The sequence below is a fragment of the Roseibium sp. AWQ4_290 genome, assembly GCF_056160985.1.
On record NZ_JBSWYG010000008.1, the window covers coordinates 88693 to 114911 of the forward strand.

Here is a 26219-nt window from a genome sequence, read left to right on the forward strand (position 1 = left end):
GTGCGGCACTGAATGCTCGAGAATTCTGGCGGGGAAGAGAGGCGGCTCGTTCTTGGGGTCGCCCGGTCGGCAAATGACAATGCATGGCGGGAGCGGCTGAACGCGGATGAAGCGCGCTCGGCCATGGCCATTGCCCAGGTTCAGGGTCTGCCTGACGTCCTGGCCCGGGTTCTGGCGGCGCGCGGGGTCGCGCCGGAGGCTGCAATTGCCTTTCTGGATCCATCCCTGAAGACCCTGATGCCGGACCCCTCCAGTCTTCAGGACATGGATGCGGCCGTGAGCCGGGTGGCCGATGCGGTGGTCAGGCGCCGCAGGATTGCGATTTTTGGCGACTATGATGTGGACGGAGCAACCTCTTCCGCCATCTTCGCCAAATATCTGCAAGGGCTCGGGCTCGATCCCGTCATTCATATTCCCGACAGGATTATTGAAGGCTATGGCCCCAACGGGCCGGCCATTGAACAGTTGCGGGCAAATGGGGCGGAACTGCTGGTCACGCTGGATTGCGGCAGCACATCGTTTGACGCCTTTGAAACCGCTCGCAAGTTGGATCTGGATGTGGTGGTCATTGATCATCACCAGGTGGGCGAGCGCCTGCCGGACGTCTGTGCACTGGTCAATCCGAACCGGCAGGACGATTTGTCTGCGCAAGGGCATCTGGCGGCCGTGGGCGTCACCTTTCTGTTTCTTGTTGGTTTGAACCGGGAGCTGCGCCGCCGGGGGACGTTTTCCGGTACTGCCCAGCCGGATCTGATGGCACTGTTGGATCTGGTCGCACTTGGAACCGTCTGTGATGTGGTTCCGCTGCAGGGCCTGAACCGGGCCTACGTAACCCGGGGGCTGACCGTCATGCATCAGCGCCGGAACTACGGGCTGACGGCCCTTGCGGATGCAGCCAGGGTCAGCGGCAAGCCGGCACCGTATCACCTTGGCTTTCTGGTGGGCCCGCGCATCAATGCGGGCGGACGCATCGGGGACGCGGCCCTGGGAGCCCGGCTGCTGACAACCGAAGACCCGCATGAGGCCCGTGCCATTGCCGAACGGCTCGACCAGCTCAACAGCGAGCGTCAGGCGATGGAAGCGGTGATGCTGGAACAGGCCGGCGCGGAAGCCGCGCTTGCCATCGACACAAGGGACCCGGCTGTGCTTCTGACCGGATCGGAGGATTGGCATCCGGGAATTGTCGGCCTGATCGCCTCGCGGCTCAAAGAGACGCACCGCCGCCCGGCTTTTGCCATTGCCTATGATGAAACGGGCAAGGGCACGGGCTCCGGCCGGTCCATCCCCGGGGTGGATCTGGGCAAGGCTGTCCGCCAGGCGGTCGAGATGGGCTTGCTGGAAAAAGGCGGCGGCCATGCCATGGCGGCCGGTCTAACGGTGCAGCGGGACAAAGCCGGTGAGCTGGAAACCTTCTTCAATCAATCATTGAAGGAAGACGTGGAAGAGGCGACAAAGACTCGCGAAATCAAGATCGATGCGGCCCTGACAGCGACCGGGGCGACGCTTGATCTTTTGGAGCTTTTGGAAAAAGCCGGCCCTTATGGGGCAGGCCATTCTGAACCTGTCTTTGCTTTTCCTGCTCACCGGATCAGTTTTGCCGATGTGGTTGGCAAGGGGCATGTGCGGGCGACGCTGGCCTCCGGGGACGGGTCCACGGTGAAGGCCATTGGGTTCAAGGCGGAAGACCGGCCCCACGGCAAGATGCTGCTGGAGGGCAGGGGGCGCAATCTGCATGTGGCCGGAAGCCTGTCCATCGACACCTGGCAGGGATCGCCAAAAGTGCAGCTGCGTATTCTGGATGTGGCCGATCCGCAGAAGACCCGTCTTTAGCGCACGATGCACTAGGCCCGCAGGGCCCGACCCCTTGCCGGATGAACTAAAGTATCCGTTAACCAAACTCTAAGGGGCTCAGCCTAACTTGGTCCAACGAAGGAATCGTGAGGATCGGGTATGCACGCTCAGAATGAGCTTTCTCCCTATTTTACGGAAATCGACAAGCGCACCGATGCCGCTCTGAAAGGCATTCGCAAGGTGCGACGGTCTGCAAAGTTCAACGGGCTTCCGAGAGATCCCGGCGGCGCGGTGGTCGGCACCGGGTTTCTGGTCGCGCTTGCTGCCTTCGTGGGCTTGTTTCTCGGCTAGAGCCGGGGCATTCTCTGCGCTCATTTCTCAAAATAGATCCAGCGCCTTTCGCCTGGATGATCGATTTCTCCAGCATTGATGCTGCCTGACTTCGTGGAGGCCTTCGCCGTCATGACCGACTATTCCGTTGCCTTGTGGTCTTTTAATGTGGGCCGCGCACCGTCCTCTGTGGAAGCTCTTGCCGCCGAGATCGACTTGGGAATGGCCCGGTCTTCGGCGTCTGGTGCCCGGCTCCTGATGCTGCCCGAATATTTTATCGAATGCTGCCTTGCCTATAAACCGGCGGACCTGAGACCCGATCAGGAGATGGGCTTTCTGGCAGATCAGGGCAGGGCGCTGCTTCCGCTTTTAAAAGAGTTGCCGGAAAAACACGGCCTGTCGCTTCTGTGCGGCACGGTCCCGGTCCGGCAGAGCGGCGGTCTCACCAACACGGCCATACTTCTGACGGCGGATGGACGGGAGATCCAGCAGGACAAGCTCTGCCTGACCCCGTCCGAACAGGATGCGGAGGCCTGGTCGCTAGCGCCTGGCCAGACCCTCAAAGTGTTTGACCTTGACGGCCTCAAGATGGCGATCCTGATTTGCCTGGATGTTGAAGTGCCTGCCCTCAGCAGTCTGCTGGCGCAACAGGATCTCGACCTGTTGCTGGTGCCGTCCATGACGGAAAAGCTCTCCGGGTACCATCGGGTCTATGGCTGTGCCAAGGCGCGGGCGGTGGAGCTGATGTGTGCTGTTGCTGTGTGCGGTGTGGTTGGAACGGCCATTGGCACAACCCAGAACGAGACCAATGTCTCCGGAGCGTCGCTCTATCTGCCCTGTGAAGAGGAACTGGGATTCAAAGGTCTCGCCGCTAAATATCCCCCAACCGATGGGTTGGAGGGGCAGGAGCCGTTTGTGGTCGCAGAGGTGCCATTTGCGCGAATCAGGCAACTCAAATCAGGTGCTGCGGAAGTCTGGCCGGGCGCCTGGAACGCAGCCCATGTCCGGATTGATTTGCACTAGCGGGACACAAAACAGACAAGTTCTGCAGCCATAGTGCACAAAGTGCACTTTTTTCTAGACTTTATCATCTTACGCATTTATACGAATGCCTATTCATACAGAAGGTGAATGAATGTTTTTAGCTAGGTCGATGACCGCAAAAGGGGATCTGTCTTGGCTGCAAGGGGTCAGTGGTTTGTTTGTCAAACCGGCTCGTTTGCAGATTGCGGCCCTGTGCGTCCGGCCCGGAAAAGCGGAAAATGAAATTCTCCTGGTCACGACCCGCGACACTGGCCGTTTGATCCTCCCCAAAGGCTGGCCGGAAAAAGACAAACCTGCCTTCAGGACCGCAACACTTGAGGCGTATGAAGAAGCCGGCATTGTGGGCGAGACGGAAACCCGGCCGATGGGCAGTTTCCGTTCGTTCAAGGGACTGTCAAACGGGCTGAAGATCCGGACCAAGGTTCTGGTTTTCAGAATAGATTTTGAAAAGCAGCTGAAATCCTTTCCCGAAAAAGGGCAGCGTAAAGCCATGTGGGTGCCGCTGTCGGAGGCCATTGTCCATGCGGACGAACCCGCCTTGAAGCGCTTCTTGCACCGGCACAGGGCAAAGATCGGCTGACACTATTCCACTTCAAAAAACTCAGGGTGTTGACGTTGTGCCGTCACACCATCCTGCGATCTTAAGTATCATACAACCGCACGCCGATAGAGGCGTGGGGCGCTTACTTAAAAGTGCCTGCCAGAGGACGCAGCTTGCCAACAAGCAAACATCTGGGAAACCAGGTTCTGGACAAGGATCTGGAAAAAATTGGGTTTTTGAGCGATGCCGCCGAGGCCATGGGCCGGCGTCTCGCTGGGCCTGCACTCGCTTTGCTCTTTCTTGTCCTGTGTGCAGTGGTGGCGGCGTTTCAGGTCGTCTCAGAAGACATGGCAGACATTGTCCTTCTTGTCGCGGCCAGCGCCATTGGTGGCTACATGGCTCTGAATATCGGGGCGAATGACGTTGCCAATAATGTGAGCCCCGCCGTCGGCGCGCGCGTGGTCAGCCTGACCGGCGCACTTTTGATTGCCGCCATATGCGAAAGCGCCGGTGCCTTTCTGGCCGGGAGGGAAGTGATCACCACCGTGTCGCGCACGATCTTCAGCCCGGCTGACGTTCCAGATACGTTTTCCTTTGTTCAGGCCATGATCATGGCCATGGTCGCAGCGGCGCTCTGGATCAATTTTGCCACCTATGTCGGGGCGCCGGTGTCCACCACACATTCGATCATTGGCGGGGTTGTTGGTGCTGGCATTGCCGCCAGCAGTTTTGCGGCCATTGACTGGCAAGTTCTTTCGGCCATTGCGGCGACCTGGGTGGCATCTCCCTTTCTGGGTGGCGTGGCCGCGGCAGGCCTGATGGCATTCATCAGCAAGGTTATGATCTACAGGACGGACAGACTGGCGGCGGCCCGGTTCTGGCTGCCCGTTCTGATCGCGGTCATGGGCGGCGTGTTTGCGGCCTATATCTCTTTCAAGACGACCGACCATGCGTCGGTTCTGTCCAACAGGCAGGCCCTGGCTCTGTCGCTCTTTCTGGGCGCGGGGATCTGGCTGGGCTACCGTTATCTGGTCAGTGTCCAGATAACGGAGCTTGAGAACTCTTCCCAGGCGATGCGCGCGCTCTTCGCTGTCCCGCTCATGGTTGCCGCAGCGCTTTTGTCCTTCGCCCATGGGGCCAATGATGTCGCCAATGCCATCGGTCCGCTGGCGGCGATTGTCTACGGTCAGGCTAATGACTATCAGGATATGCGGTTCTGGATGCTCGGATTTGAAGGAGCCTCGGTGCCGGTCTGGGTGACAGCTGTTGGCGCGTTCGGGATCTCGGCCGGATTGCTGCTATTCGGCCGGAGGCTTGTGACCGTGGTGGGCAAGAAAATCACCAAACTCAGCCCCATACGCGCCTTTTGCATCACCCTTTCAACGGCGGCGACCGTTCTGACCGCCTCCAGCCTGGGCCTGCCGGTCTCCACCACCCATATCGCGGTGGGGGCCGTTTTTGGGGTCGGGTTTTACCGGGAATGGCAGCGGAACAAGTATCTCAGCGAAGGCGGCGTCCTCAAGCCCCGCAAAATATTGAAAAACCGGGAAGAACGCCGCCGCCGACTGCTGGTGCGCCGGTCTTCGCTTTTGGCGATTGTGGCTGCCTGGGGGATTACGGTGCCTGCAACAGCGCTGCTTGCTGCCGCACTCTTCCACCTCGCCAGCCTGGCGGGGCTCTAAAGCCGGGCCTTCGGCGGCTCAGGACAGTCCGGATTGGGCCGCCAGCTGACCGGATGCTTCCAGGGAAAGTCTTGCCCAGACGGGCAGATGGTCCGAGGCAATCCGGGCGGTCCGGGACTTGTGTACGCCAGCCTCTTCGACTGTAAATTCCGGACTGGTGATAATCCGGTCCAGACTGCCTACCGGCAGTGGGCTCGGAAAGCTCCGGCCTGGTGTGGTGACTTCATAATGCTCTTTCAGAAGTTTCAGGCTGCCGGCCGTGTCGCGCCACTCATTGAGATCACCAATCAGGACGGTTGGCAGATAGGTGAGATGTTCGTGCAACTGGTGCATAACGGACATGACCTGCTTCTTGCGAAAATGTCCCACAAGGCTCAGATGCATGGCGGCGATCCGGATAGGACGGCCTTCGACCGCCAGATCCACGGCCACGGCGCCCCGGGGTTCCAGTTTCGGCAAATCCAGGCAGCGGAAATCCAGAATGCCGATGGTCTTGCGCACCAAAATGGCGTTGCCATGCCAGCCGAGGCTTTCGTCGCCCTTGGCGAAGGGCACCGGCCGGTAGTCAGTCTCCGACAGGATGCTCGCCCTGTCGAGCGTGCTGGCCCGGGCGCCAAAACGCTTGTCGGCTTCCTGAAGTGCCAGAATGTCGCAGTCGAGTTCCTGAATGACCTTTAGAGTCCGTTCCGGTTTGCGGCGGGCGTCAACGCCGATGGCCTTCTGAATATTGTAGGAACCAATTTTGAGCATGTCCGGAACTTTGACGTTTTTTTTGGCGCTTTTTGTAAGCCGCAGGCGGTAAGGTGACAAAAGGACCGCTTCAAGGCAAAGAATATCCCTGTGAAGGTCTCCACAGGGATTTGAAAGTATCGGCGATGAATGTTGCGAAACGTTTGACGTTTTGACCGTCCTGACCGTGTCTTTGAGAGCGGCCTAAGGATCCTCAGGCCACCGTCATGCAGCTTCCAGTTCCCGTGCAGCCTGAACCAGCAGGCCCGGCACATAGTCCATGAAGGAGCCCCAAGCCTCCACAAAGAAGGTGTCTTCACCGATGCGCCAGATCAGGACAGGCGCCTTGTGAAAGAGCGTCCGGGTGACAGTCCCGACGGGAAAGGCACCGGGCGTAAAGTCGATGAAAATCCCTGTGTTCAGCAACCAGATGGCCTTTTCGCCGCTGACAATGATGGCTTCCGATCGGTCCGAAATGTCAACCAGTGCATGCGGCTGGCCGGACAGCTGTTCGGAAAAGGTGTCCTGAAGAAGCTGAAGGTCTTCTTCGGGCGCCAGCAATGTCCATTCGTCCGGCCCCATCCAGAGCGCTGCCCGTTTCGGAGCGGTTGTGCTGGTCAAAGCCGCGCGCGGCAGCCCGGCCCCGAAGGCGGTGTCAGCTGCTTCCAGTGCACCTTCCCGGGCCCGGAAGGACAGGCGGGCCAGTGGGGCGGATTTCAAGATGGACACCTCGGACTGGCTCAATAACGGAGCTGCCCCCGCGTCCGGGGTGATCAGGTCGCTTGCCAGTAACTCAGACATTGATCCGTGCTCCTTCCTTGTCATAGAAGACCGGACTGGTCACCTCGACCGGAAGACTGCCATCTGGCATGGGCACATAGAGCGTCTGACCTTCCAGCGCATGGCCGTTTTTCAGGACGGCGAGGGCGATGGTCCTGCCAAGGGCCGGGCTGAAATAGGACGAGGTGACATGGCCTTCGGCCGGGGTTCCGGTCGCTGGATTTTCAGCAGTGGTGATCTGCGCGCCTTCTTCCAGTTTGACGGACGGGTCCTTGGTCAGGAGGCCGACGAACTGCTTACGATTGTCTGCCACAAGGTCGGTTCGCTCAAGGCCGCGCTTGCCGACAAAGTCATGCTTTTTCTTGCCGATAGCCCAGCTCATGCCTGCGTCGTACGGGGTCACCGTGCCATCGGTGTCCTGCCCGACGATGATGTAGCCCTTTTCCGCGCGCAGCACATGCATGGTTTCCGTACCGTAGACCGTGCCGCCCTGTTTGCTGGTTTCCCCGGCGAGGGTCTCCCACATCATCTTGCCGGCCCGGCGCGGCACATTGATTTCAAAGCCGAGCTCACCGGTGAAGGAAATCCGGAAGAGGCGGCACGGGACACCGCAGAACCGGCCCTCGCGCAGGCTCATATGGGGAAAGGCCTCGTTTGACAGATCAATGCCTTCAATAAATGGCGCGATCACGTCCCGCGCCCGTGGACCCTGTACGGCCGCGACGGCATATTGCTCCGTGGTGGAGGTGATCCAGACATCCAGATCCGGCCATTCGGTCTGAAGGTAATCTTCCATGGTGGCAAACACGCTTGGCGCGCCGCCGGTGGTGGTGGTCACATGGAAGCGGTCCTCGGCCAGTCGGCCAATGACGCCATCGTCGGTGATGAACCCGGCATCGTTCAGGAGCAGCCCATAGCGGCACCGTCCCGGCGCCAGCTTCTTCCAGGGATTGGTGTACATGCGTTCCAGGAATTCGGCCGCATCCGGGCCAACCACCTCGATCTTGCCCAATGTTGATGCATCAAAGAGGCCCACTGTCTCGCGCACGGTTTTGCATTCCCGGGCAACAGCGGCATGCATGTCTTCGCCCGGTTCAGGCAGATACCAGGCGCGTTTCCACTGGCCGACATCTTCAAACACACCGCCCTGGTCCACAATCCAGTCATGGGAGGGCGTCTTGCGCACCGGATCGAAAAAATCCCCCCGTGCCACTCCGGCAAAAACGCCGAAGGTGGTGGGTGTATAGGGGAGGCGGAACGTGGTCAGGCCCACATCGGTCACCGGCCGTTCCAGCGCGCCGGAGGCAATATCCAGAGCGTTCATGTTGGACAGGCGCCCCTGATCGGTGGCCATGCCCGTGGTGGTGTAGCGCTTGATGTGTTCGATGGAGTGCATGCCCTCGCGCACGGCCAGTTTCACGTCCTTCGCGGTCACGTCATTCTGGTAATCCACGAAGGCTTTGACCCGTGACGCATTGCGGTCATGGGGCAGGGCGCCAAGAATGCCGCCGCCTCCGGCGTCGCCGCCGCCGGCTGATGCGTAGGTCAGTTTTTGGACCTTGCCGGTGGCCGACTTCGCAGCGTCCTCTCCGGCAGCATAGCCGTCTTCCAGAGTGGCCTGCAGACCGTAAAGCCCTTTGGCCGCGCCCGCAGACCGCTCGTTCTGCACCGAAATTCCAGGCACATATGCGCCCTTGTCCCCATCCCAGACGACTTTGCCGCGCGATTGGGAATAGAGGCTGACGGTCGGGGTCCAGCCGCCGGACATGAGCAGCGCATCGCAATCCACCTGACCGCCGGAGGCCACTTGGCCGGAGGTCATCAACCGTCCGAGCAATGCCGATTTGATGCGTTTGCGCCCCAGGGTGCCGGTCACGACGCAGCCCGCTTCCACCCGGATACCCCGGGCCTTTGCGATTGACATCAGGTTTTCCGGCGGCTGCTCACGCAGATCGACAATGGCCGTGATGTCTACGCCCTGATCCACCAGATCAAAAGCCGCCTGCCAGGCGGTGTCGCAGGCGGTTGCGACCGCCACCTTGTGCCCCACCTTGACCCCATAGCGGTTCAGATAGGTCCGTCCGGCCTCTGCCAGCAGAATGCCCGGACGGTCATTTTCCGGAAACACCATCGGACGCTCGATGGAGCCGGTGGCAATCACCACTTCCTTGGTGCGGACCTGCCACAGGCGCTCACGTGGCAGCCGGGTGTCGGGTGCTGCAAGATGGTCCGTGACCCGTTCCACAAGGGCCAGGTAGTTATGGGCGAAATAGCCGAAAGCGGTTGTCCGTGAGAGCAGGGTGACATTGTCCATCGCCGACAGCTGCGCAATCTTGTCCTGAACCCAGTCTGAGGGGCTCTTGCCGTCGAGCGTGGCATTGGCTTCGGTCAGGAGCGAGCCGCCAAATTCGGCTTGTTCGTCGCACAGGATGACCCGGGCCCCGGTTTCTGCGGCCGCCAGTGCTGCGGCAAGACCGGCAGGGCCTGACCCGGCCACCAGGACATCGCAATGGGCATAGAGGTTGCCGTAATGGTCCGGATCGGCGGTTTTCGGCGGTTTTCCAAGACCGGCTGCTGCCCGGATAACCGGTTCATAGACCTTGTCCCAGAAGGATTTCGGCCACATGAAGGTCTTGTAGTAGAAGCCTGCAGGAAACAGCGGCGACAGAAGGTCGTTGACGGCCCCGACATCAAAGCCCAGCGAGGGGAACCTGTTCTGGGAAATGGCGTCCAGCCCCTCATAGAGTTCGACCTGGGTGGCCCGGAGATTCGGGGTCTGGTCGCCATGGCGGTAAACACCGACCAGAGCATTGGGTTCTTCCGATCCAGCGGTCACAACGCCGCGCGGCCGGTGGTATTTGAAGGACCGTCCGACCAAATGCATGCCATTGGCCAGGAGCGCTGAGGCGAGCGTGTCGCCCTGATAGCCGTGCAATTGTTCCCCGTCAAAGGTGAAGGTGAGGGCCTTGGCACGCTCGATCCGTCCACCTTTTTCGGTGCGGTAGGGCTGGGTCATTTGCCTGCCTCCTTGGCAAGCGCCTCAAGATCCGGCAGTGGTTCCCCGGTCTTGTACACGGCAAGGAACTTGTCGCTCACCGTGTCGCGCACGGCGTTGAAGAAGCGCCCGCAGCCGTGAATATGGCGCCAGCGCTCCGCATATATGCCTTTTGTGTTGGAGCGCATATAGAGGAAGTTGGCCCAGTCCTCTTCTGTGGCCTGGGCCGGATCGGCAGGGCGGGCTATATGGGCTTCGCCCCGGCAGGCAAATTCAGTTTCCGCCCGTTCAACGCCGCAATAGGGGCAATAGACCAGCAACATCCGATAAAGTCTCCCTGGATCAACGAGGTCCTGGCTGCTCTGGGGCGAAAGCCGGGATGTTGATCGGTTCAAAAAGTGAAGAGAGCCTCTGATCCGGGCCGGAGGCCGGGCTGAACGCTCTCAGGTCCTTGCCCCTAGTGGGCCACAGCAGCAGCGGCTGCTTCGTCGATCAGGCGTCCGGTGCGGAACCGGTCAATCGTGAACGGCGCGTTGATCGGGTGGGGCTCGTCCTTAGCGATGGTGTGGGCGAACACATGGCCTGAGCCGGGAGTCGCCTTGAAACCTCCCGTGCCCCAGCCGCAATTGACGTAAAGCCCCTGTACCGGCGTCTTCGACAGGATCGGCGAGCGGTCCGGGGTCACATCCACGATGCCGCCCCAGTTGCGCAGCATCCGCATGCGCCGGAAGTGGGGAAAGAGCTCGCAGATCGCGTCAATCGTATGGGTGCTGATGTGAATGCCGCCGGTCTGCGAATAGGAAATGAACTGGTCGGTGCCCGCCCCGATCACCAATTCTCCCTTGTCGGATTGGGATATATAGGCATGGATCGTGTTGGACATGACCACACAGGGGAAGGCCGGTTTGACCGGCTCGGACACCAGAGCCTGAAGCGGATAGGATTCCAGCGGCATGCGCACACCGGCCATCTCCATAACGGTCGAGGTGTGCCCGGCTGCCACGACGCCGATCTTCTTGGCCTTGATGAAACCTTTGGCCGTCTCCACTCCTTCAACGGTCCCGTCCGGGCTCCGCCGGATGCCGGTGACGGCACAGTTCTGGAGAATGTCGACGCCAAGCGCATCGGCGCCGCGGGCATAGCCCCAGGCAACAGCATCATGGCGGGCCGTGCCGCCAACCCGCTGCAACGCCCCGCCCATGACCGGATAGCGGATGTTCTTTGAGATGTTGAGCGGGGGGCAATAGTCCTTGGCCTGTTCCGGTGTCAGCCACTCGTTCTGTACCCCGGCCAGACGGTTCGCGTGAATGTGCCGCTGCGCCACCTGAACGTCATGCACGGTGTGGGCGAGCATCAGAACACCGCGTGCAGAATACATCACATTGTAGTTCAGCTCCTGGGACAGGCCCTGCCACAGGCCGATGGCATGATTGTAAAGCGCAGCACTCTCTTCCCAGAGATAGTTGGAGCGCACAATGGTCGTGTTGCGGCCAGTATTGCCACCGCCAAGCCAGCCTTTTTCAACGACCGCCACATTGCGGATACCATGTTCCTTGGCAAGATAGTAGGCGGTTGCCAGGCCATGGCCGCCAGCGCCGATGATGACAACATCATATTCGGCCTTGGGTTCCGGCGCACGCCATTGCCGCCCCCAATTCTGGTGCGCGGTAAAGGCATTCTTGGCCAGTTCCAGAAAGGAAAATCGCTTCATTCAGCAGCGGCTCCGCACGTTTCAGGCTGCGTTCTGCCGGTCTGGCCGGTAGGGGAGCCCGTTTAAAAGGTGATCAGGCACGGGACCATAGCGAGGTGGTCAGGTTCCGTCCATTGCCGGGCATCTTCCCGATTGGGCACGAGTTTGCATATCAGGTTTCAGTCGCCTGTTTGTCAGAAAGCGACATTGCCGTGTGTGGGCCAATTGCGGTTCAGCCGGCAGTCGAGTTTCGGTTTTTGACTATGGGCTTCGTTTCTTGTCCAGAGGCGGGTTTGAAACAAAACTGGCAACGGCTTCAAGATGCGTTTTCCAAATAAAGCGCGTCGTTTCGGTCCTTGCTTTTCAGGATGCAGGCAGTAACTCTGCGCGAAACAGCCGATGAGGGAGACAGATCAATGGAAGTTCGTGCAGCTGTGGCGGTGGGCGCTGGCAAGCCCCTGGAAGTGACAACCGTCAATCTTGAAGGGCCACGGGCCTTTGAAGTTCTGGTTGAGGTAAAGGCAACAGGGATCTGCCACACCGATGAATTCACTCTATCCGGTGCTGATCCGGAAGGCCTGTTTCCGGCGATTCTAGGCCATGAAGGGGCAGGGGTCGTGGTAGAGGTCGGGCCCGGCGTGACCACGCTGAAGCCGGGCGATCATGTCATTCCCCTCTATACGCCCGAATGCCGCAATTGTGAATATTGCCTCAACCCAAAAACCAATCTGTGTCAGGCGATCCGCTCCACCCAGGGGCAGGGGTTGATGCCGGACGGTTCGTCCCGTTTCTCGACCCTCGATGGGCAACCGATCCTGCACTATATGGGCACCTCGACCTTCGCCAACTATACGGTCGTGCCGGAGATTGCCTTGGCCAAGATCCGTCCGGACGCGCCTTTTGACAAGGTTTGCTACATTGGCTGCGGCGTCACGACCGGCATCGGCGCGGTGATCAACACGGCCAAGGTGGAAATCGGCTCCCGGGCCATTGTGTTCGGTCTTGGCGGGATTGGCCTCAATGTGATCCAGGGCCTGCGTCTTGCTGGAGCAGATCAGATTGTCGGTGTCGATCTTAATCCGGACAAGATCGAGATGGCCAAGCGATTCGGGATGACGGATTTTGTCAATCCGAACGAGGTGGAAGAGGATCTGGTGCCCTATCTGGTCAATCTGACCAAGGGCGGGGCGGACTACACTTTCGATGCGACCGGCAATGTCAATGTCATGCGGGCGGCGCTAGAGAGCGCTCACAAGGGCTGGGGTGAAAGCATCATCATCGGAGTGGCAGCCGCGGGCGCTGAAATTTCCACCCGGCCGTTCCAGCTGGTCACCGGCCGGACCTGGAAAGGCACCGCCTTTGGCGGGGCGCGGGGCCGCACCGATGTGCCGCAGATTGTCGACTGGTACATGGATGGCAAAATCGAGATCGATCCGATGATCACCCACACCATGCCGCTGGACGACATCAACAAGGGCTTCGATCTCATGCACAAAGGCGAGTCGATCCGCTCCGTCGTGCTCTACTGATCCTGAAGCACCGCCGCTTGCGCGGCGGTGGGCAGTCTGCTCCGGGACGCAAGCCTCTTGTGTGAACGCTGCGCCCCGGCCTTTTCCTTTTGAATGCGGCAGCCGCCTCCGGTGAGCCGCTCATTCTTCCAGTCTCCAACAGGCGTCTTCAGATGAAAACTCTTTCCGAAAACAAGGCTTTTGGTGGTGTCCAGGGTGTTTATAGCCACGCCTCGCAGGCGTGCGGTTGTGACATGACCTTTGCGGTCTATATGCCGCCTCAGGCTCAGGTCGGTCCTGTGCCGGTGCTCTGGTATCTGTCCGGACTGACCTGCACACACGAAAACGCCATGACCAAGGCTGGTCTTCAGGCCCACGCGGCTGAGTTCGGGCTGGCCCTGGTCTTTCCGGACACGAGCCCGAGGGGAGAAGGCATTGCGGATGATGAGGCTTATGATCTCGGCCAGGGCGCGGGGTTTTACGTCAATGCGACGGAAGCGCCCTGGCATCCGCACTTCCAGATGGAGACCTATATCGCCAGCGAATTGCGTGATCTGGTCACCGAGAAATTTGCGGTGTCCGTGCATCACGGCATCACCGGCCATTCCATGGGAGGGCACGGGGCGCTGACCCTTGCCATGAAATATCCCGGCCACTACCAGTCCCTGTCAGCCTTTGCGCCGATTTCCAACCCGTCCGACTCGGACTGGGGCCGTAAACAGCTTGGCGCCTATCTGGGGGCAAATGAAAGCCTTTGGCCCGCCCATGATGCGTCTTTGCTTTTACGGGAAAAGGGCTGGTCCGGGGATGTTCTGGTGGACCAGGGCGCCGATGACCAGTTTTTTGATCTCCTGAAACCGGCGGCTCTCGCCGGGGCCCTGGTCGAAACAAAAACAGCTCATTGCTACCGTTTGCAGGAAGGTTATGACCATTCCTATTTTTTCGTTGCGACCTTCGCGCGCGATCATATTGCCTGGCATGCGGAGCGGTTGAAAGGCTGAGTCGTGAGGCCGCAAGGCGTTCACGAGAGGAGCTTTTTTGCAACATCGCGTTCATGCAGGTAAGCCCGTTTGAACGCGATATGGCTGAACGACTGAACTTATTCGTGTCGTGGTGTCACGCCGAAAGCGCCCAGCACCAGAAAGAACCAGCCGGCAATCAGCAGCATGCCACCCGTGGGGGCTGCCATGGGAAAGAGACCGTCCCCAAGAAAGGTCTTCAGGTACAGATCGCCTGAGAACAGCCCCAGGCCAGCCGTCAACAAAATACAGGTCAGCGGCAGCAGCATCACTCTGCGCAGCTGGGCCAGAAGACCGATCGCCAGCAGGATCGGGGCATGCAGCATCAGCATCTGGGCGGCCGTGATCAATTGGCCGCCATTTCCTGCAAACGCGTGTGACGCCAACGCCAGACCCGCGACACCCGCCGCGCCCGCTAGGCCGCTCAGCATGATGGACAAGCGTAAAAACGCCGTGGTTGGTTCGGGCGGAGGCATCATCGGTTTTATCATTCGCAAGGTCCCAAATATGTGTGAGGCGCTGGCTCCTTCACCAGCGGCCCATATTCAGGCTGCAAATCCGCGTTTTTGCAAGAGGGCATCTATTTTTGGGGCACGTCCCCGGAAGGCTTTGTAGGTTTCTTCCGGATCAGGGCGGCCTCCGGCCGCATAAATATGCCGCAAAAGCCGGTCCGCCGTCTGCGGATCGAAGATGTCGCCCGCCTCTTCAAAGGCTCCGAAGGCATCCGCATCCATGACTTCTGACCACATGTAGCTGTAATAGCCCGCCGAATAGCCGTCCCCGGAAAACACATGCTGGAAATGGGGAATGCGGTGGCGCATGGTGATGGCGCTTGGCATGCCGATCCGCTCGAGCGTATCCCTTTCAAAGGCTTCAATATCGAGATCACCGGGATCCTTGAGCAGATGCAGGTTCAGATCGACCAGGGCCGATGAGGTGTATTCGACCGTGGCAAAGCCCTGATTGAAGTTGGCTGCCGCAAGGAGCCGGTCAAGGAGGGCTTCGGGCATGGGCTCGCCGGTCTTGTAGTGAACCGCGAAGCGTGAGAGGACCTCAGGTTCCGACAGCCAGTGCTCATAGAGCTGTGAGGGCAGCTCGACAAAGTCGCGAGCGACACTTGTGCCGGAAATCATAGGATAGGTCACATCCGAAAGCAGGCCATGCAGGCCGTGGCCGAATTCATGAAAGAGGGTGCGCGCATCATCGAAGGTGAGCAGGGTGGCTTCCCCCGGTGCACCTTTTGCGAAATTCATCACATTGACGATGACCGGAGACACGGCCCCGTCCAGCCGGTGCTGCAGACGGAAGGCGCTCATCCAGGCACCGGACCGTTTTGAGGGGCGGGCAAAATAGTCCCCGAGAAAAAGGCCAATGTGCTCGCCCTTGCGGTCCAGCACCTCATAGGCCTTCACATCCGGATGATAGAGCGTCAGGCCCTGGCATGACCGGAAAGTGACCCCAAAAAGACGGGTGGCCGTATCGAAGGCAGCCGCGATCATCTTGTCGAGCTGGAAATAGGGTTTGAGCTCAGCCTCATCGAGGTCATGCTCTGCCTTGCGCAGCTTTTCGGCATAAAACCGCCAGTCCCAAGCTTCGATCTTGTGGTTTTCACCGGAGTGGGCGGCAAGATCTGCAAGCTTTTGCTGTTCGTCCCGTGCCTGGGCAACGGCCGGTTCCCAGACCCGCGTCAAGAGGGAGCGGACATTTTCCGGGGTCTTTGCCATCGTGTCATCAAGCTTGAAGTCGGCAAAGGTGTCGAAACCGAGCAACTGGGCGCGTTCCGCACGAAGTTTCAAGGTCTCGGTGATGATGGCTTTGTTGTTGGTGTTCCCGTCGCCGTCTCCCCGCGCACTCCAGGCTTTGAAGGCTTCTTCGCGCAAGGGCCGGTTGGTGGAAAACTGAAGGAACGGCTCAATGCTGGAGCGCGACAGGGTGATGACATATCTGCCCTCCAGCCCGCGGCTGCGGGCGGCTTCGGCCGCAGCCGTCACCAGAAATTCCGGCAGACCGGCCAGATCCTCTTCCGTTTCCAGAACCAGCTGATAGTCGGACTCGTCCTTCAGGACATTTTGGGAAAAATGTGTGCCCAGGCTCGCCAGCCGCTGGGAAATCTCTGCAATCCGGGACTTGCCGCCTTCATCAAGGCCCGCACCGGCGCGCTGAAACATCTTGAAGTACCGTTCCAGAACCTTTTCTTCTTCTGCCGCCAGACCCAAACTGCCACGGTTTTCCCACAAGGTGGTGACCCGGGCCGCAAGATGCGCGTTCAGCAGCATGTCGGAGGAATGTTTGGCAAGTTTGGGCGCTATGTCCCGTTCGATCTTCTGAAGAACCTCGTTCGTATCGGCCCCGGTGAGGTTGAAGAAGGTGCGCGCGACCTTGGTCAGCGACTTGCCCGAGGTCTCAAGCGCCAGAATGGTGTTTTCAAATGTGGGTGCGTCGGTCTGCCCGGCAATGGCATCGCTGTCTGCACGTGCCTCGGCCATGGCCGTCTCAAAGGCCTCTTCAAAATGGTCCGGCTTGATCAGGTCAAACGGGGGCAGCTCAAACGGTGTGGTCCAGTCGGCGAGAAGAGGATTGCTGGTCATGAAAGGGTCTCGAAGATCATATATCGGGTTGGTCTTGGGCTGATATGGCGTTTGTTTTCCTGAGGTCCAGCCGCAGGTGGAGGGCTGGTCAGGATTGCCAGCAGCTTTCAACAAGTCTGCCCGCTTTGTAACAGAGCCCTTGGGCAGGTCATAGAGGGTGAATTCGCGGCTCACATAGCTCCGGTGCAAATGTGTGTATTCCAGAACCGCTGTGCTGAAGAGTGTTTTCCGCTCCGCACACGTTTTCCGCTCGGCACACGTGGAGAAAATGTCCCTCCAGGGCAGCACCATGAACACAAGCGGGGCGAATCTTGGCTCTTGCAAAAGCGCTGTAAGGTCCTCAGGCAAGGGCAGTTCACGCACCGAAAGATATGTGATGACCTCAACGAGGCTCCTGTCGATAGAGACCGGGCCTTCCTGACCGGCGAGGCCGTCAAGATCACTCAGATGAAGACAGACACAGGCGCGGGCAAGGGCCATGGGGACGACCAGGGCGCTGCGCTTGTTCCTTCGGCTTGAGCCTGGGGAACAACGCGCCCGCCGGCATCCGGAACCAGCATGTGCCCGCGCGATTGAAGTTCCGAAAGGAGTGTGGTCTTGCCCCAGCCCGAACATCCAGACAGGACAATCAAAGGCGTGGTGGTGGCGGGCTCAAAGCGCTGAGTGTCGTTGTTCCTGTCTCTGTCCGGCGTGAAGCGGTTACCACATGCTTTTGGCAGCCCGGCCCGGCCATTCCCGATCATAGGTTGCGCCGTCGAAGCTGGCCTTGATCTCCTGAAGAATCTGGCCCGGCGTCGGCAGATCGCCTTTGGAGATCTTCTTGGCATCCTGCCAAAGGCCTGCCCTCATGATGGCGCGGGCGCACTGGAAGTAGACGGCGTCAATGGTGATCACGATCACGCTGCGCGGCAAATGCCCTTCCTTTTCGAAAGAGGCAAGCATCTCAGGGTCGACCGAGACGACCGCTTTGCCGTTCACCCGGAGTACATTGTCCCAGCCCGGGATCATGAACATGAGCGAGACCCGTGGATCGCGCACAATGTTGCGCAAGGAGTCGATCCGGTTGTTGCCACGGCGGTCCGGCAGCAGAAGCGTTTCGTCATTTTCGACCCGGACAACTTCACCGTCATCCCCACGCGGTGAACAGTCCAGGCCTTCAGGGCCACAGGTCGACAGGGCGCAGAAGGAAGACGCCTCCACAATGCTGCGATAGGCAGGGCTTAGCTTGCCGATTTCCTTCGTAGAGGAGCTTTCGCCGGAGGCGCCGTATATGTCATGCAGCTGGTCTATGGATGTCAGAATCGTCAAGGGTCCGTTTCCTTCATGCAAAGCGCGCGCGCTCGCGCAGGCCCGAGCAGTTTTTTCGCCGGTGATTGGTACAAGAGGTGGCAAAAGTGCAGCCACTGAGGGAGATCGGCTGCGACTTTCGTATAGGCAGGCTCAGATATTGCGTGAAACCGGCTGAGCGTCAATCTCGTTTTGCGCTGCCAGATGGCCGTAGAGTAACTATTTGATCGTATATGGGGAAAAATCATGTTGCATCGCAATATAATAATCAGATTAGCTGCGAAAATAGCGCGTATTTACTTCAAAAGTCTAATGAGGGGAAAATATTAGCGGTCCGATAGTCGTATTGCTGATCCAAAGTAAGTGTTTTTACAGTTTCGGTAGCTTGCGGTTTTGGGGGTGAGGAGCTGGGAGACCGGCCGGGGAACAGTCCAGAATTGCTAGCGGCTGTACAGCTATCGCCGATGCGTCCGACGGGGGCGCGTTGTCCTTTCTGGGAGGAAAGTATGAGCTTAATTCGTAAACCCCTCAATCGCCGGTCTCTTTTGCGTGCCGGTGCGATGGGCGGGGCCGCCTTGGCTACGCCGACTATTTTTACCGGCCGGGCCTGGTCGCAGGGATATTTGAACGAGCCGACCGGCGGCACCGTTACCCTCGGGTTTAACGTACCGCAAACCGGCCCCTATGCGGACGAAGGGGCCGATGAGTTGCGGGCCTATCAGCTCGCCGTCAAGCATCTGAACGGGGAAGGCGACGGTGGCATGCTGAACACCTTCTCGTCCAAGGCCCTCAAAGGGGCTGGCATTCTGGGCAAGAAGGTCGAGTTTGTGACCGGGGACACGCAGACCAAGTCGGATGCGGCCCGCGCCTCGGCGAAATCCATGATCGAAAAAGATGGTGCGATCATGATCACCGGCGGCTCGTCCTCCGGTGTGGCCGTGGCCGTGCAGGCACTTTGTCAGGAAGCGGGCGTGATCTTCATGGCGGGCCTGACCCATTCCAACGACACCACGGGCAAGGACAAGAAGGCCAATGGCTTCCGCCACTTCTTCAACTCCTATATGTCCGGCGCGGCGCTCGCCCCGGTGCTCAAAAACGCCTATGGCAGTGACCGCAAGGCCTATCATCTGACCGCAGACTACAACTGGGGCTATACGACCGAACAGGCCGTACGTGAATCCACCGAGGCTCTGGGCTGGGAGACGGTGGAAACCGTCAAGACCCCACTCGCGGCAACGGATTTCTCGGCCTATATCACTCCGGTCCTGCAATCCGATGCGGATGTTCTGGTGTTGAACCACTATGGCGGCAACATGGTGAACTCGCTCACCAATGCGGTCCAGTTCGGCCTGCGCGACAAGGTCGTGAACGGCAAGAATTTCGAGATCATCGTTCCGCTTTATTCCCGCCTGATGGCCAAGGGTGCCGGTGCGAACGTCAAGGGCATTTTCGGGTCCACCAACTGGCATTGGTCGCTGCAGGATGAAGGCTCCAAGGCATTCGTGAAATCCTTCGGCCAGGAATACGGCTTCCCGCCCAGCCAGGCAGCCCATACCTGCTATGTGCAGACGCTGCTTTACGCTGATGCCGTGGAGCGGGCCGGATCCTTCAACCCGTGTTCGGTTGTCGAGGCCCTGGAAGGTGATAGCGCCCTGCCGGGTGTCAGCTCACCGTCCAACAAGGGGTACCTGTTCGACGGTCTTGGCAATGGTCCGACCCTCTACCGGGCAGCCGATCATCAGTGCTTCAAGGATGTCCTTGTGGTGAAGGGGAAGGAAAACCCGAGCTCCCAGTTCGACCTTCTGGAGATCGTCGAAGTCACGCCGGCCTCGCAGGTCTGGTACGAGCCGGACAATCCGCAATTCGCCGGCGGCGCTCTGGGCACCTGCAACCCCGGCGCCTGATACGCATGCAAGCAAGGGGCAGGGCGGTCCTACCGTCCTGTCCCTTTTCCATGAATTGATGCGGGGACCGGTCAAGAGCCCCGGATGATCTTCCGAGCTGAGAGCGATGGACGCGATACTTCTGCAAATTCTGAACGGTTTGGACAAGGGCTCCGCCTATGCGCTGATTGCTCTGGGGCTGACACTCATCTTCGGAACGCTGGGGGTGGTGAATTTTGCCCATGGCGCGCTGTTCATGATCGGCGCCTTTTGTGCGGTGACCTTAAGCCGCTTTCTGTCCTTGTCTTTTGTCACGATCGATGAAAGCAGGACCGACTTTCTCGGCAATCCGCTGAAGGTGGAAACGCCCTATGTGGAAGCCTGGTTCGGGCCGGAGGCCGGTGCAGCGATCATCGACTGGTCGGTGCCGCTCGCCATCCTGTTTTCCATACCCATCATGGCTCTGGTCGGACTGTTCATGGAACGGGGGCTGATCAAGTATTTCTACAAGCGCCCCCATGCGGACCAGATCCTCGTGACCTTCGGACTGGCCATCGTGCTGCAGGAGATCATCAAATACTTCTTCGGCGCGAACCCGATCCCGACACCGGCGCCGGAAGTCTTTTCCGGAAGTTTCGATTTCGGCGCGATGATCGGCATGGACCCGAATGTGATCATCTATCCCTATTGGCGGATCGTCTATTTCCTCTTCGCAGCCGCAATTGTCGGCGCGGTGTTCGCTTTCCTGCAATTCACCACCTTCGGCATGGTGGTTCGGGCCGGTATGGCTGACCGGCAGACGGTCGGGCTTCTTGGCATCAATATCGACAAGCGCTTCACGATCATGTTCGCGCTGGCTGCTGTGGTCGCCGGTCTGGCCGGAGTGATGTATGCGCCGATCAATTCTCCCAACTATCACATGGGCATGGATTTCCTCGTGCTCAGTTTCGTTGTGGTGGTTGTCGGTGGCATGGGGTCGCTTCCGGGCGCTGTTCTTGCAGGCTTCCTGCTTGGCATCCTGGAAAGCTTTGCCTCCATGGCCCAGGTCGTTGCCCTTCTGCCCGGCATCAATCAGATCATCATCTATCTCGTCGCGATCGTGATCCTCCTGACCCGCCCGCGGGGTCTGATGGGCCGCAAGGGTGTTATGGAGAATTAATTCATGCTTGGACTTAGCAAAAAAGACACGTCCCTGTTTGTCCTGGTGCTGATACTCGTGGTCTTCGCGCCGTTTCTCCTGAACCCGTTTCCGGAAAACTCCGAACTGGCCCAGTTCAATGCAGGCTATCCCGATCTGATGCAGAGGTTTCTGATCTTCGGCATCTTTGCCATCGGCTTCAACATCCTCTTTGGACTGACCGGGTATCTCAGCTTCGGCCATGCGGCCTTCCTGGGTGTCGGCTCCTATGCAGGAGTGTGGATGATGAAGCTTTTGACCATGAATGTGATCCCGGCGATCATGATGTCGGTTGTCTTTGCAGGATTGTTCTCACTGCTGGTTGGCTACATCTCACTGCGCCGCTCCGGCATCTATTTCTCTATTCTGACCCTGGCGTTTGCCCAGATGTCGTTCTCGCTGGCCTATTCTGTCCTGACCCCGATCACAAATGGGGAAACAGGTTTGCAGCTCGCGCTGGATGATCCGCGCATTCTTGGAGTAAGCCAGGTGGACGGCGCGATCCCGGCCGCCAACCTGTTCGGGCTCACCATGCGGGAGAGTTATGAACTCAGCCTGGGCGGCTGGCTGTTCACCTTCAATGCCGGCTATTACCTGTGTGCCGTCGTGATGATGATTGCCTTTTATGTGGCTATCCGCATCTTCCGCTCGCCGTTCGGCATGATGCTGCGCGCGGTCAAGTCCAACCAGGAGCGCATGAATTTTACCGGGCTCAACAGCAAGCCCTATACGCTGGCCGCCTTTGTGATTTCCGGCATGTATGCCGGTCTCGCAGGCGGTCTGATGGTGGCCATGGACCCGCTTGCGGGGGCTGAACGCATGCAGTGGACGGCATCGGGCGAGGTGGTTCTGATGACCATTCTGGGCGGCGCAGGAACCCTGATCGGGCCGGTGCTGGGCGCAGGCTTCATCAAATACTGCGAGAACATCTTCTCTAAGATCAACGACAACATCCTTTATGGCTGGTTCTCCGGTCTGCCGGAGGGCGTCGCCGATTTCCTGGTTTTTGTCATTCATCCCTTTATCGGCAAAGGGTGGCACCTGACGCTCGGCATCATGTTCATGCTGATCGTTATCTTCCTGCCGGGGGGCATCATGGAAGGGGTTGATCGGATCGGGCGTCTCTTCAAGCGCAAGCCTGCGGCTGGCAAGGATGCGTCGGCCCGCACCAAAACCGCCCCGGCTGAATAAGGGAAGACAGAATGGATATCCTGAGAGTTGAGGGCGTGAACAAGTCCTTCGGTGGCCTGCGGGCGCTCAACGAGGTCAATTTCAAGGTTGAGGAAGGCACGGTTCACGCCATTATCGGCCCGAACGGCGCTGGAAAATCGACCTTTCTCAACTGCCTGATCGGGCGTCTTGTTCCCGATACGGGCACCGTGATGTTCGGCGAGACCTCGCTGACTGGGATGAAACCCTATGAGATCAATCAGATCGGCGTGTCCCGAGTGTTTCAGACCCCGGAGATTTTCGGCGATCTGACCTTGCTGGAAAACATCATGATCCCGGCCCTGGCAAAGCGGGACGGGGAATTCACCCTGCAGGCCTTTGCCCGTGTCGACAAGGATGCGGAGATCCGGGACAAGGCCCTGCACATGCTGGAGGATGTGGGGCTGGCGGAAAAGCGCGACAGTATTGCGGGCTCCCTGTCTCGGGGCGACAAGCGGCGCCTGGAACTGGCCATGTGCCTCTCCCAGGACCCCAAGCTGCTTTTGCTTGACGAGCCGACGGCCGGTATGTCCCGGGCCGATACCAACAATACGATCGATCTTCTGAAGCGCATTGGCGACCGTGGGATCACCAAAGTGGTCATTGAACATGACATGCACGTCGTCTTTTCCCTGGCCGAAAAGGTGACCGTTCTGGCGCAGGGCGCCATCATCGCCGAAGGCAAGCCCGAAGAGATCAAGGGCGATCCACGCGTTCAGGAAGCCTATCTCGGAGGAGCGCATCTATGACTATTCTGGAAGATCAGTTCTCCGGCAAAACCGCGCCAGGCGTGAAACCGCAAAAGGCCAGAGGCACGGCACCGGCCTTCTTCTCCGCCTGGGACCTGCATTCCTATTACGGGGAAAGCTATATCGTTCAGGGCATCAGCTTTGATGTTCGGGAAGGGGAGATTCTGGCGCTTTTGGGCCGCAACGGTGCGGGCAAGACCTCGACTTTGAGAACCATTGCCCGAATGGACGATCCCCATCTCACCCGCGGGGAGATCTGGCTTGATCACAAGGCACTGCATGAAATGCGAAGCCATCAGGCCGCCCGGGTCGGGGTAGGGCTGGTGCCGGAAGACCGGCGGATCATTCCGGGGTTGACCGTTCAAGAAAACCTGGAACTGTCCCAGATCGCCGAACCCAAAGGCTGGTCCATCGAGCGCATTTACGACCATTTCCCCCGCCTTGCGGAACGCCGGGCCCAAGAGGCCGTGACCATGTCCGGCGGTGAACAGCAGATGCTGGCGGTGGCCCGCATTCTGGCGCGGGATATCAAGCTGCTGCTGCTGGATGAGCCCTATGAAGGGCTGGCCCCGGTGATCGTTCAGGAAATCGAGCGCATTCTGGAAGGGGTCAAGGATCTGGGAATCACGACCATTATCGTTGAACAGAACGCGATTGCGGCTTTGCATCTGGCGGACCGCGCGGTCATCCTGGATATGGGAGAGGTCGTCTTTGACGGCTCCGCTCAGGATGTCCTCGACAATGCGGAGTTGCGCCAGGAATATCTGGCGATCTGAGGTTCGAGATCCGGGGGAAGGGGCGGCCGCCCATCTGTCTCAAAGACAGCCTTTGATGGTGCGTTTGAGCAAAGATAGATGTTGATGGCCGCAGGACCTTGGTAAACTTGCGGTCGCTAACCGTGGCGCTTTGACGGACCGTCGATTACTCTTCGGCGCGTTTACAGTTGTTCCAAGCCCGGCGGTGACCTCCTGTGTCCATTTTGAGAAGTGAATTTCCGAGCCTCTTCGGTTTTGCAGTCTTCGCAGCGTTTCTGGCCGCCGGGGATCTGTTGAAACCAGCGGTAATCGGGGTGGCCCCGTCGCTTGGCCTGCTGGCCGTGATCTTTCTCACCGTCATGTGGTGCGCGTTTTCAGTTGTGCGCCATGCGGAATGTTTGGCGTCGATCCTGGGCGAACCTTTTGGAACGCTGGTTCTGACCATCGCCGTTGTGGGCATCGAAGTGGCGCTTATTGTTGCGATCATGATTTCGGGGGATGCGGCGCCTACCATGGCCCGGGACACGATGTTTTCAGTGATCATGATTGTTCTTAACGGCCTTATTGGCCTGTGCCTTCTGGCCGGGGGACTGAAACACAAGAACCAGACCTATAATCTGCAGGGCGCCAACGCTTTTCTGTCCATCCTGGTGCCGCTCGCCATTTTCGCTCTAGTGCTGCCAAGGGTCACCAATTCGGCCCCGGGCGGGGAGCTGTCCCACTTGCAGGCGGGGTTTGAGATTGTCATGTCGCTGATGCTCTATGGTGTGTTCCTGGCCATGCAGACTCTGACCCACAGCGACTTCTTCCGTCAGCCCGATGCGGGAGACGACGAGGATGCCCATCACGGCGGACCGGTGCGGTCTATTCCGTTTCATGTGGCCGGGCTGCTATGTGCCCTGGTGCCGATCATTCTTCTGTCAAAGAAACTCGCGCTTTATGTGGAGTTCGGCATTGATGGCATCGGCGCCCCCATTGCCCTCAGCGGCTTCATTGTTGCGGCGCTGGTGCTGATGCCCGAAGGCATGAGCGGCTTTCATGCAGCACTGGAAAACAAGCTTCAACGGGCCGTCAATATCTGTCTGGGAGCCGCCGTTTCCACCATCGGATTGACGGTCCCAGCCGTCCTGATCGTCAGTTGGGTCACAGGGCACCGAATTGAACTGGCCCTGGACTATTCGGAAATGATCCTGCTCGCCCTGACGCTGTTTGTCAGCCTGCTGACCTTCAGCACCAGGGTTACCAATTATCTCCAAGGGGCCGTACATCTGGCACTGTTTGCCGCTTATGTAATGATGATCTTCGATCTGTCGTAAAAACTACCGCTGCGAGTAAATATTTTCAGGCGCGCGGGTTGGTTCACTGGCGCTTCTGTGGTTTTGTCGCGCCTTGAGGAACGCACTTGTGCCAAAGAGGCGCGAGCACCGTGTGACTGAATCCCGCCTGAATGATCCGCTCGGCATTCCACAGTGATAGGGCCATGTGTCCAGTACAAAAATCTGAATGAGTTGACATGCTTCTCTTGTCCGAAGACCAAACCCGCCAAGCCCTGCCGTTTCCGGATCTGATTGACGCACTGGCGGAGATGTTCCGCTCCGGCTGTGTGATGCCGACCCGCCACCATCATGATTTTGACATTCCCGGAGAACCTCCCGGGACCGTCCTGCTGATGCCCGCCTGGGTGCCTGGCGGCTATGCGGGGGTGAAGGTCGTCAATGTGGTGCCGGGAAACTCGGAGCGCAATCTCCCCGCCGTCCACGGGCAGTATCTGCTCTCCGATGCCAGAACCGGTGAGATGCTGGCCATGGTCGATGGCGGCGAATTGACCGCCCGGCGCACGGCAGCAGCCTCCGCTCTGGCCGCGCGCTATCTGGCCCGTTCAGATGCCCGTCACCTTCTGGTCCTTGGTACAGGCCGCCTTGCGCCCAATCTGGTTGCCGCCCATATGGCGATCCGGTCCATCGACACCGTGACCATCTGGGGCCGTTCGGCAGAAAAGGCCGCAGAACTTGCCGGGGAGTTGACCGCGCAGCTTCCTGTTGAGGTCCGCCCGGCGGGAAGTTTGCGTCAGGCTCTGGGCGATGCGGATATTGTCAGTGCGGCAACCCTTTCCTCCGAACCGCTGATCAAGGGCGATGTGCTGAAACCGGGCACTCATGTGGATCTGGTTGGAGCCTTCAAACCGGCCATGCGGGAGAGCGACGATGCGTTGATTGAACGCGCCGAGATCTTTGTCGACACGCGGGACGGCTGCCTGTCGGAAGGGGGAGACATTGTGCAGCCGCTGCAGTCGGGCCTGATTTCGCCGGACGATATCCGCGCAGACTTATATGACCTGTGCCGGGGCAGCCATCCGGGGCGCCAGTCGGAAGACGCTGTGACCCTGTTCAAGTCCGTTGGGGCGGCGTTGGAAGATCTTGCCGGCGCCATGCTCGCCTACAAGAATGTGGAGCATTGAGATT

23 protein-coding genes are annotated in these 26219 nt (G+C 59.2%); 14 read left to right on the plus strand and 9 right to left on the minus strand.

Annotation, left to right across the window (positions count from 1 at the left end; genetic code table 11):
• Positions 1–12 precede the first annotated feature (12 nt).
• The 5 genes from recJ to ACXAH0_RS09935 all read left to right on the plus strand — a co-directional run bounded on the left by recJ (position 13) and on the right by ACXAH0_RS09935 (position 5388).
• The gene (gene recJ / locus ACXAH0_RS09915; protein ID WP_475173385.1) at positions 13–1830 is read left to right on the plus strand and encodes a single-stranded-DNA-specific exonuclease RecJ; all 1818 of its coding nucleotides are present in this window, start codon (positions 13–15) and stop codon (positions 1828–1830) included.
• A 120-nt stretch (positions 1831–1950) separates the two neighbouring features.
• The gene (locus ACXAH0_RS09920; RefSeq protein ID WP_475173383.1) at positions 1951–2142 is read left to right on the plus strand and encodes a hypothetical protein; all 192 of its coding nucleotides are present in this window, start codon (positions 1951–1953) and stop codon (positions 2140–2142) included.
• 111 nt (positions 2143–2253) lie between these two features.
• Positions 2254–3144 (plus strand): nitrilase-related carbon-nitrogen hydrolase, encoded by an 891-nt coding sequence (locus ACXAH0_RS09925; RefSeq protein WP_475190757.1) that lies wholly within the window; start codon positions 2254–2256, stop codon positions 3142–3144.
• Between the two features lie 130 nt (positions 3145–3274).
• Positions 3275–3745: an NUDIX hydrolase gene (locus ACXAH0_RS09930; RefSeq protein WP_475190760.1), complete on the plus strand. Its 471-nt coding sequence runs from the start codon at positions 3275–3277 to the stop codon at positions 3743–3745.
• A gap of 134 nt (positions 3746–3879) precedes the next feature.
• The gene (locus tag ACXAH0_RS09935) at positions 3880–5388 is read left to right on the plus strand and encodes an inorganic phosphate transporter (RefSeq protein ID WP_475190763.1); all 1509 of its coding nucleotides are present in this window, start codon (positions 3880–3882) and stop codon (positions 5386–5388) included.
• Between the two features lie 18 nt (positions 5389–5406).
• On the opposite strand, the gene ACXAH0_RS09940 is transcribed toward ACXAH0_RS09935, so the two are convergent.
• The 5 genes from ACXAH0_RS09940 to ACXAH0_RS09960 all read right to left on the minus strand — a co-directional run bounded on the left by ACXAH0_RS09940 (position 5407) and on the right by ACXAH0_RS09960 (position 11603).
• Positions 5407–6138: an endonuclease/exonuclease/phosphatase family protein gene (locus ACXAH0_RS09940; protein WP_475190766.1), complete on the minus strand. Its 732-nt coding sequence runs from the start codon at positions 6136–6138 to the stop codon at positions 5407–5409.
• Between the two features lie 204 nt (positions 6139–6342).
• Positions 6343–6918, minus strand: coding sequence for a sarcosine oxidase subunit gamma (locus tag ACXAH0_RS09945; RefSeq protein ID WP_475190768.1), 576 nt, complete (start codon positions 6916–6918; stop codon positions 6343–6345).
• Positions 6911–9913, minus strand: a complete 3003-nt coding sequence (locus tag ACXAH0_RS09950) for a sarcosine oxidase subunit alpha family protein (RefSeq protein WP_475190773.1) — start codon at positions 9911–9913, stop codon at positions 6911–6913. The genes ACXAH0_RS09945 and ACXAH0_RS09950 overlap by 8 nt, the downstream gene beginning before the upstream one ends.
• Positions 9910–10215, minus strand: a complete 306-nt coding sequence (locus tag ACXAH0_RS09955) for a sarcosine oxidase subunit delta (RefSeq protein ID WP_475173368.1) — start codon at positions 10213–10215, stop codon at positions 9910–9912. Before ACXAH0_RS09955 ends, ACXAH0_RS09950 begins: the two co-directional genes overlap by 4 nt.
• A gap of 134 nt (positions 10216–10349) precedes the next feature.
• On the minus strand, positions 10350–11603 hold the full coding sequence (locus ACXAH0_RS09960; RefSeq protein WP_475190778.1) for a sarcosine oxidase subunit beta family protein: 1254 nt from the start codon (positions 11601–11603) through the stop codon (positions 10350–10352).
• A gap of 395 nt (positions 11604–11998) precedes the next feature.
• On the opposite strand from ACXAH0_RS09960, the gene ACXAH0_RS09965 reads away from it, so the two are divergent.
• Both ACXAH0_RS09965 and fghA read left to right on the plus strand, forming a co-directional pair.
• Entirely contained in the window at positions 11999–13111 is a 1113-nt protein-coding gene (locus ACXAH0_RS09965) for an S-(hydroxymethyl)glutathione dehydrogenase/class III alcohol dehydrogenase (protein WP_475173364.1), read from the plus strand.
• A 152-nt stretch (positions 13112–13263) separates the two neighbouring features.
• Positions 13264–14091, plus strand: a complete 828-nt coding sequence (gene fghA / locus ACXAH0_RS09970; RefSeq protein ID WP_475190781.1) for an S-formylglutathione hydrolase — start codon at positions 13264–13266, stop codon at positions 14089–14091.
• 98 nt (positions 14092–14189) lie between these two features.
• Here fghA and ACXAH0_RS09975 read toward each other — a convergent pair whose 3' ends face one another.
• The 4 genes from ACXAH0_RS09975 to ACXAH0_RS09990 form a co-directional block, all read right to left on the minus strand.
• Positions 14190–14600, minus strand: coding sequence for a DUF423 domain-containing protein (locus tag ACXAH0_RS09975; protein ID WP_475173360.1), 411 nt, complete (start codon positions 14598–14600; stop codon positions 14190–14192).
• A 54-nt stretch (positions 14601–14654) separates the two neighbouring features.
• On the minus strand, positions 14655–16697 hold the full coding sequence (locus ACXAH0_RS09980) for a M3 family metallopeptidase (protein ID WP_475190980.1): 2043 nt from the start codon (positions 16695–16697) through the stop codon (positions 14655–14657).
• Between the two features lie 443 nt (positions 16698–17140).
• Complete coding sequence (locus ACXAH0_RS09985) at positions 17141–17440, minus strand: AAA family ATPase (protein ID WP_475173358.1); 300 nt, start codon at positions 17438–17440, stop codon at positions 17141–17143.
• The gene (locus ACXAH0_RS09990; RefSeq protein WP_475173356.1) at positions 17397–18005 is read right to left on the minus strand and encodes a pyridoxamine 5'-phosphate oxidase family protein; all 609 of its coding nucleotides are present in this window, start codon (positions 18003–18005) and stop codon (positions 17397–17399) included. The genes ACXAH0_RS09985 and ACXAH0_RS09990 overlap by 44 nt, the downstream gene beginning before the upstream one ends.
• Before the next feature lie 485 nt (positions 18006–18490).
• Here ACXAH0_RS09990 and ACXAH0_RS09995 point away from each other — a divergent pair, with 485 nt between their 5' ends.
• The 7 genes from ACXAH0_RS09995 (at position 18491) to lhpI (ending at position 26215) form a co-directional block, all read left to right on the plus strand.
• The gene (locus tag ACXAH0_RS09995; RefSeq protein WP_475173355.1) at positions 18491–19888 is read left to right on the plus strand and encodes a substrate-binding protein; all 1398 of its coding nucleotides are present in this window, start codon (positions 18491–18493) and stop codon (positions 19886–19888) included.
• 106 nt (positions 19889–19994) lie between these two features.
• On the plus strand, positions 19995–21026 hold the full coding sequence (locus tag ACXAH0_RS10000) for a branched-chain amino acid ABC transporter permease (protein ID WP_475173352.1): 1032 nt from the start codon (positions 19995–19997) through the stop codon (positions 21024–21026).
• Between the two features lie 3 nt (positions 21027–21029).
• Complete coding sequence (locus tag ACXAH0_RS10005; RefSeq protein ID WP_475190784.1) at positions 21030–22235, plus strand: branched-chain amino acid ABC transporter permease; 1206 nt, start codon at positions 21030–21032, stop codon at positions 22233–22235.
• A gap of 11 nt (positions 22236–22246) precedes the next feature.
• Entirely contained in the window at positions 22247–23002 is a 756-nt protein-coding gene (locus ACXAH0_RS10010; RefSeq protein ID WP_475173348.1) for an ABC transporter ATP-binding protein, read from the plus strand.
• The gene (locus ACXAH0_RS10015; protein WP_475173346.1) at positions 22999–23778 is read left to right on the plus strand and encodes an ABC transporter ATP-binding protein; all 780 of its coding nucleotides are present in this window, start codon (positions 22999–23001) and stop codon (positions 23776–23778) included. The genes ACXAH0_RS10010 and ACXAH0_RS10015 overlap by 4 nt, the downstream gene beginning before the upstream one ends.
• 194 nt (positions 23779–23972) lie before the next feature.
• Positions 23973–25073 (plus strand): calcium:cation antiporter, encoded by a 1101-nt coding sequence (locus ACXAH0_RS10020; RefSeq protein WP_475190787.1) that lies wholly within the window; start codon positions 23973–23975, stop codon positions 25071–25073.
• Positions 25074–25270: 197 nt separating this feature from the next.
• Positions 25271–26215 carry a bifunctional Delta(1)-pyrroline-2-carboxylate/Delta(1)-piperideine-2-carboxylate reductase gene (gene lhpI, locus ACXAH0_RS10025; RefSeq protein ID WP_475190789.1) on the plus strand — a complete coding sequence of 315 codons (945 nt, stop codon included), beginning with the start codon at positions 25271–25273 and terminating at the stop codon, positions 26213–26215.
• Positions 26216–26219 lie beyond the last annotated feature (4 nt).